Origin of the sequence: Bathymodiolus azoricus thioautotrophic gill symbiont, assembly GCF_001298715.1 — a bacterium.
Lineage (GTDB): Bacteria > Pseudomonadota > Gammaproteobacteria > PS1 > Pseudothioglobaceae > Thiodubiliella.
In genome coordinates this window covers 1-6,266 of the sequence record NZ_CDSC02000123.1, presented here as the reverse complement: position 1 = coordinate 6,266, position 6,266 = coordinate 1, and the positions used below count along the sequence as shown (strand labels likewise).

Below are 6,266 nucleotides of genomic sequence, written 5' to 3'. Positions count from 1 at the left end.
GTTTGGTTGGAATGGGTTTTTAAGGGGCGACTAAATACACAAACCACAGTTTTTTTGTCTGATGTTTTCATCGTAACATAGTATAATGACAAAGTTTTATCCATCTTTATAAAGTTGAGACTAAGTTAATGGAAAAAACCTACAACCCCGAACAAATTGAAGCCAAATACCGCTCACTTTGGGAAGACAAAAATCTATTTTCTTCCAATTCAAATTCTACTAGCGAGAACGCCTATTGTATTATGTTGCCGCCACCCAATGTGACGGGCAGTTTGCATATGGGGCATGCATTTCAGCACACCATTATGGATGTGTTAACACGGTATCATCGTGGTAAAGGTGAGCAGACACTTTGGCAACCAGGTACTGACCACGCAGGTATTGCTACGCAAATGGTGATTGAGCGCCAACTCGCTGCGCAAGACATGACGCGTCACGATATAGGGCGTGATAAATTTACTCACAAAATTTGGGATTGGAAGCAACAATCTGGTGGTACGATTACTTCTCAAATGCGTCGCTTAGGTGCTTCAGTTGATTGGGAAAGAGAGCGTTTTACAATGGATGAAGGGCTCTCAGATGCGGTACATAAAGTTTTCATTCAACTGTATAACGAGGACTTGATTTATCGTGGAAAGCGTTTGGTTAACTGGGATCCTGTCTTGCACACTGCCGTTTCTGACCTTGAAGTTATCAGCACCGAAGAACAAGGCTCACTCTGGCATATGCGTTATCCAGTGAGCGACTCTGATGAAGTGGTGGTAGTTGCCACCACACGCCCTGAAACCATGCTAGGTGATAGTGCAGTTGCTGTGCATTCAGATGATGAGCGCTATACACACCTTATTGGACAAACCATTGATTTGCCACTAACTGGTAGAAAAATCCCCATCATTGCTGATGATTATGTCGATATGGCGTTTGGCACAGGTTGTGTTAAGATTACTCCTGCACATGATTTTAACGACTATGAAATGGGTCAGCGTCACAATTTGGAGATTATCAATATCCTTACCAATGATGCCAAAATCAATGACACGGTTGAGAGTGACTATATTGACATGGATAGATTTGAAGCGCGCAAACAAATAATTAAGGATTTGGACGAACAAAACTTACTTGAGAAAATAGAACCACACAAACTAATGGTGCCACGAGGTGATAGAACCAATGCGGTGATTGAGCCATATTTGACAGACCAATGGTTCGTCAAAGTTGCGCCATTGGCACAGCCTGCGATTGATGCAGTGAAAAATGGTGATATTCGTTTTGTGCCTGAGAATTGGGACAAGACTTATTACAATTGGATGGAAAACATACAAGACTGGTGTATCTCTAGACAAATTTGGTGGGGGCATCGTATCCCTGCTTGGTACGATAGCAAGGGCAATATTTATGTTGCTGATTCCTTGGAAAAGGCACAACAACAAGCAGGTGAAGGTGTAAAGTTAAAGCAAGACGAGGATGTGCTTGACACTTGGTTCTCTTCAGCGTTATGGCCATTTTCAACCTTGGGCTGGCCCGAAAAAACGCCTGAACTCGCGCGTTTTTACCCAACCAATGTTTTGGTAACAGGCTTTGATATTATTTTCTTTTGGGTAGCACGAATGATTATGTTCGGTCTTAAGTTTACAGGCGATGTGCCGTTTAAAGACATTTATATCACTGGCTTAATCAGAGATGGACAAGGGCAAAAAATGTCTAAATCCAAAGGCAATGTTCTAGACCCAATTGATTTGATTGATGGCATTAGTCTCAAAGATTTATTAGAAAAAAGAACACAAGGGCTAATGCAGCCAAAAATGGCAGAGAAAATCACAAGACAAACCAAAAAAGAGTTTCCAAATGGTATTGATGCTTTTGGCACGGATGCATTACGCTTTACTTTTGCAGCGCTGGCTTCTTTTGGTCGTGATATTAAATTTGATCTCAAGCGTGTTGAAGGTTATCGCAACTTCTGCAATAAACTATGGAATGCTTCTCGTTTTGTATTGATGAAACTTGAAGAAGAAACCATTGACACCAATGCAAAATTATCAACGGCTGATGAATGGATTCTATCGCGTTTACAAGACACTAAAACCAAAGTTGAAAAGCATTTAGGTAGTTATAGGCTAGATTTAATGAGCCATGAACTCTATGAATTTGTATGGGATGATTATTGCGGCTGGTATTTGGAATTCTCTAAGTCTTTATTGGCGAATGAAACTACTAAGGCTGGTACACAGGCAACACTCATTAAAGTCTTAAATGAAATGGTGAGCTTACTTCACCCTATTATTCCGTTTATCACTGAAGAAATCTTTGAGCAATGCAATACTATTCTTAGCAAAGATAAAAGTAGCTTGATGAGTGAGCCCTATCCAGAAGTTGATACACAACTTATCTCAGAGAAAGCCGAGGCAGAAATTAAGTGGCTGCAAACTTTTGTTCTAGGCATTCGTCAGATTCGCGCACAGATGAATATTTCACCGAACAAAGTGTTAAATTGCTTTGTACAAGACTTCAATGCAGTAGACCAAACCTATCTTAATAACAATACCAATATTCTAAAGTCTTTGTCAAAAATGCAAACTATTAACAAACTCTCACCTAATGATGAGGCACCTGAGTCAGCAACAGCATTGGTGGGAGAGATGAAAATTCTTATTCCTTTGGCAGGCTTAATTGACAAAGAACAAGAGATTGTGCGTTTAAATAAAGAAATTGAAAAATTAAATCAGCAAAAAGCACAATTTGAAAGTAAATTAAATAATGAAAAATTTGTCAGCAGTGCACCTAAGGAGATTGTAAACACCGAAAGAACAAGATTGGCTTCAACTCAAAATACTATTACTGATTTATCCACGCAATTGAAAAAAATGAACAAATTATGAAGCGCAGCTTATTTATAATATTTTTATTGCTAAATTCAATAATCAATGCTGCCTCCTATGTCTATGTCACCGATATGGTGCCTATTCCGATGCGTTCTGAAAACAAAATTCAGAACAACCCTAGCAATCTTATTAAAATGTTAGATTCTGGCACTAAATTAAAAATTTTAGCCACCGAAGATGGCTGGACTAAAGTTAGATTTGAAAACACCACTGGCTGGATGATTTCACGCTATTTAACCTCCAATACACCTGCAAGAGTTCAGTTGGAAGTACTTCAGCGTAATAATAACAACAACAAACTGTCCCTTGCTAAACAAAATGAAAAAAATACAATGCTTGAAGGTCTTACGGCTGACTTAAAAGCAAAAAATACCAAACTTTCCATTCGAATTGGAAAATTAGAATCAGAAAAAGAATACATTAAGCAAACTTATCAAGACTCGCTCAAACTTGAACACGAAAACAAAAAACTTAGAACTGCTACTTTGCAACTACAAGCAGAATTACAACTATTAGAAAATAATAATACCGTCGGACAAGATTCCAGTGCCAGAAATTGGTTTATCGTTGGTGCGCTGGTTTTATTTTTTGGATTTATGGTGGGCTTTGTTTTTCAAAAACGTACAAATAACAGGAGATTTTAAGATGAATTTACTAAAAACCGCACTCACTTTTGATGATGTATTGCTTGTCCCTGCGCATTCAAAAATAATGCCAAAGGAGGTTAGCCTCAAAACACAACTAACCAAAAACATTACGCTCAATATGCCTATTTTATCAGCAGCAATGGACACAGTGACTGAAGGCAATTTAGCTATTGCTATGGCACAAGAAGGTGGTATTGGTATTATTCACAAAAATATGTCTGTTGAAAAACAAGCAGCAGAAGTACATAAGGTTAAGCGCTTTGAGTCTGGCATTATCAGAGACCCTATCACGATTGGTGCCAAGGCAAGTATTAAAGATGTGTTTGATAAGCAACGACAATATAAGATTTCAGCATTACCTGTGGTAGATGGCAATACCATTATCGGCATGGTGACAGGTCGCGATGTTCGCTTTGAAACCAATCTCAATGATTTGGTTGAAAATGTAATGACACCGCAAAACAAACTTACCACTGTCAAAGAAGGCACAGACATGAGTGAAGTACGCGCACTATTGCACAAACACCGCATTGAACGCGTCATTATCACGGGTGATGATTTTAATCTACAAGGTATGATTACCGTTCGTGATATTCAGAAATCAAATGACTTCCCTAATGCCTGTAAAGATGAGAAAGAACAATTGCGTGTTGGCGCTGCAGTTGGTGTGGGTAGCGGTACGAGTGAGCGCATTGATGCCTTAGTTGCAGCTGGTGTTGATATTATTGTCATTGACACCGCACACGGACATTCTCAAGGTGTGCTTGATCGTGTTAAGAAAACCAAAGCCAAACATCCAAACCTTAACATCATTGCTGGCAATATTGCCACTGGTAGCGCAGCACTAGATTTAGTCAAAGCGGGTGCGGACTGCGTAAAAGTCGGTATTGGCCCTGGTAGCATTTGTACCACGCGTATTGTTGCAGGTGTGGGTGTACCGCAAATTACTGCTATCTCTGATGTGGCAGAAGCCTTACAAGGCACAAGTATTCCCTTGATTGCTGATGGTGGCATTCGTTATTCAGGTGATATTGCTAAGGCCTTTGCTGCAGGCGCTTACTGTGTTATGCTTGGCTCAATGTTAGCTGGTACAGAAGAATCCCCTGGTGAGGTAGAACTCTATCAAGGTCGCTCTTATAAATCTTATCGTGGTATGGGCTCAATCGGTGCGATGAATCAAGCGCACGGCTCATCTGATAGATACTTTCAAGCAGACTCCAAAGCAGATAAATTAGTACCAGAAGGTGTCGAAGGTCGCGTACCATTCAAAGGTTCTATCCGCCCTATCGTTCATCAAATGATAGGAGGTGTACGTTCATCAATGGGTTACACAGGTTGCGCAACACTGGATAAAATGCGCACCGATGCAACTTTTGTACAAGTAACCTCAGCCGGTATGGTTGAATCACATGTGCATGATGTCTCTATTACTAAAGAAGCACCTAACTACCATCAATAACTTCATTTTTTTTATTCTATTACATTAAACATACAAAGCTTTAAAAGAAAAAAGAGCTTGCTGATAAAGGACTTAACCTTAATTTATTGAGTTTTATTAAAAAAGAATTAAACATAATGAGAAGAACTTATATGACCACTAAAACAGAATTAGAATTGATGATAATTGAATGATTGTAGAAATTATCATAGCAACAATACTAGGTCTGTTTACCGGCAGTTTCCTTAATGTCGTTATTTACCGATTACCACTTAGTATTTGTACAGACGCTACAATTGATTTAATCAATCCTAAGCGCTCATTTTGTCCCGTTTGCAAACAAAAATTAAGCGCACTAGAGCTAGTGCCAATTTTTAGCTATCTAGCTCAAAAAGGCAAATGTAAGCACTGTGGCACTACTATTAGTTGGCAGTACCTGATCATTGAAGCAATGACAGCTTTAATCAGCGCATTAATCGTGTTTATGTTTGGGATAACGACAGAGTCAGGATTTTATTTGTTACTAGCATGGCTCTTGATTCCACTATTTGTCATTGATTTAAAAGAGCAACTATTGCCAGATGTTTTAACACTCTCACTAATGTGGATTGGGTTTATTTATCAAATGCAGTTTGGTGACTTACAAAATGGCGTTATTGGGGCAATGGTTGGGTATTTGTTGTTATGGAGTCTGTATTGGTTCTTTAAGATAATGAGAAAAAAAGAAGCTATAGGCTACGGTGATTTTAAATTACTCGCAGCACTAGGTGCTTGGATAGGATGGCAGGCAATACCGCAGCTACTATTGGGTGCTTCAGTGTTAGGTTTAATATTCTTTGTAGTAAGTAGAACCAAAAAAGATCAGGCGTTTGCATTTGGTCCATTTTTAATTATTGGTTTTTTGTTTGTAAAGTTGTTTACTTTATCATCACTGTTGTAATGAAATCATTGACAGTTAAGCAAATAATAGCGCTACATCATGAGTCAAGACTTAAAATAAGGGACTAACTTATATTAATACCAACATCTTATAAGACAGTCTATTACCACTAAATCCAAACACAATTGAATCAATTCTATCCAGCGTCAATCGTTTGACATTACCATCATTCAACCTAAAAACAAACTCATCAACATAACGCCCGATATGTTTATCTGAAAAATGATGAAACACACCATTGTAACCTCGTTTTAATAACGCCCAAACACTCTCAATGCCATTAGTATGCGCAGTCCCGTCAACATACTGTCCAGCAGAATGATTGACCATTAGCTGTTTATAGCCCTCTATGCCTTTATATA

The 6,266-nt window shown here is 38.7% G+C and carries 5 protein-coding genes; 4 read left to right on the top strand and 1 reads right to left on the bottom strand.

Annotation, left to right across the window (positions count from 1 at the left end):
* Positions 1-128 precede the first annotated feature (128 nt).
* From BAZSYMA_RS02440 to BAZSYMA_RS02425, 4 genes are all read left to right on the top strand, one after another.
* Complete coding sequence (locus tag BAZSYMA_RS02440; protein WP_090715270.1) at positions 129-2,876, top strand: valine--tRNA ligase; 2,748 nt, start codon at positions 129-131, stop codon at positions 2,874-2,876.
* The gene (locus BAZSYMA_RS02435) at positions 2,873-3,523 is read left to right on the top strand and encodes a TIGR04211 family SH3 domain-containing protein (RefSeq protein WP_090715268.1); all 651 of its coding nucleotides are present in this window, start codon (positions 2,873-2,875) and stop codon (positions 3,521-3,523) included. Before BAZSYMA_RS02440 ends, BAZSYMA_RS02435 begins: the two co-directional genes overlap by 4 nt.
* 1 nt (position 3,524) lies before the next feature.
* Positions 3,525-4,985 (top strand): IMP dehydrogenase, encoded by a 1,461-nt coding sequence (gene guaB, locus BAZSYMA_RS02430; protein ID WP_090715266.1) that lies wholly within the window; start codon positions 3,525-3,527, stop codon positions 4,983-4,985.
* A 169-nt stretch (positions 4,986-5,154) separates the two neighbouring features.
* Positions 5,155-5,904, top strand: a complete 750-nt coding sequence (locus tag BAZSYMA_RS02425; RefSeq protein ID WP_090715264.1) for a prepilin peptidase — start codon at positions 5,155-5,157, stop codon at positions 5,902-5,904.
* Positions 5,905-5,973: 69 nt separating this feature from the next.
* Here BAZSYMA_RS02425 and BAZSYMA_RS02420 read toward each other — a convergent pair.
* The coding region (locus BAZSYMA_RS02420; RefSeq protein ID WP_143243069.1) for a transposase at positions 5,974-6,266 on the bottom strand (293 nt) is incomplete at its 5' end.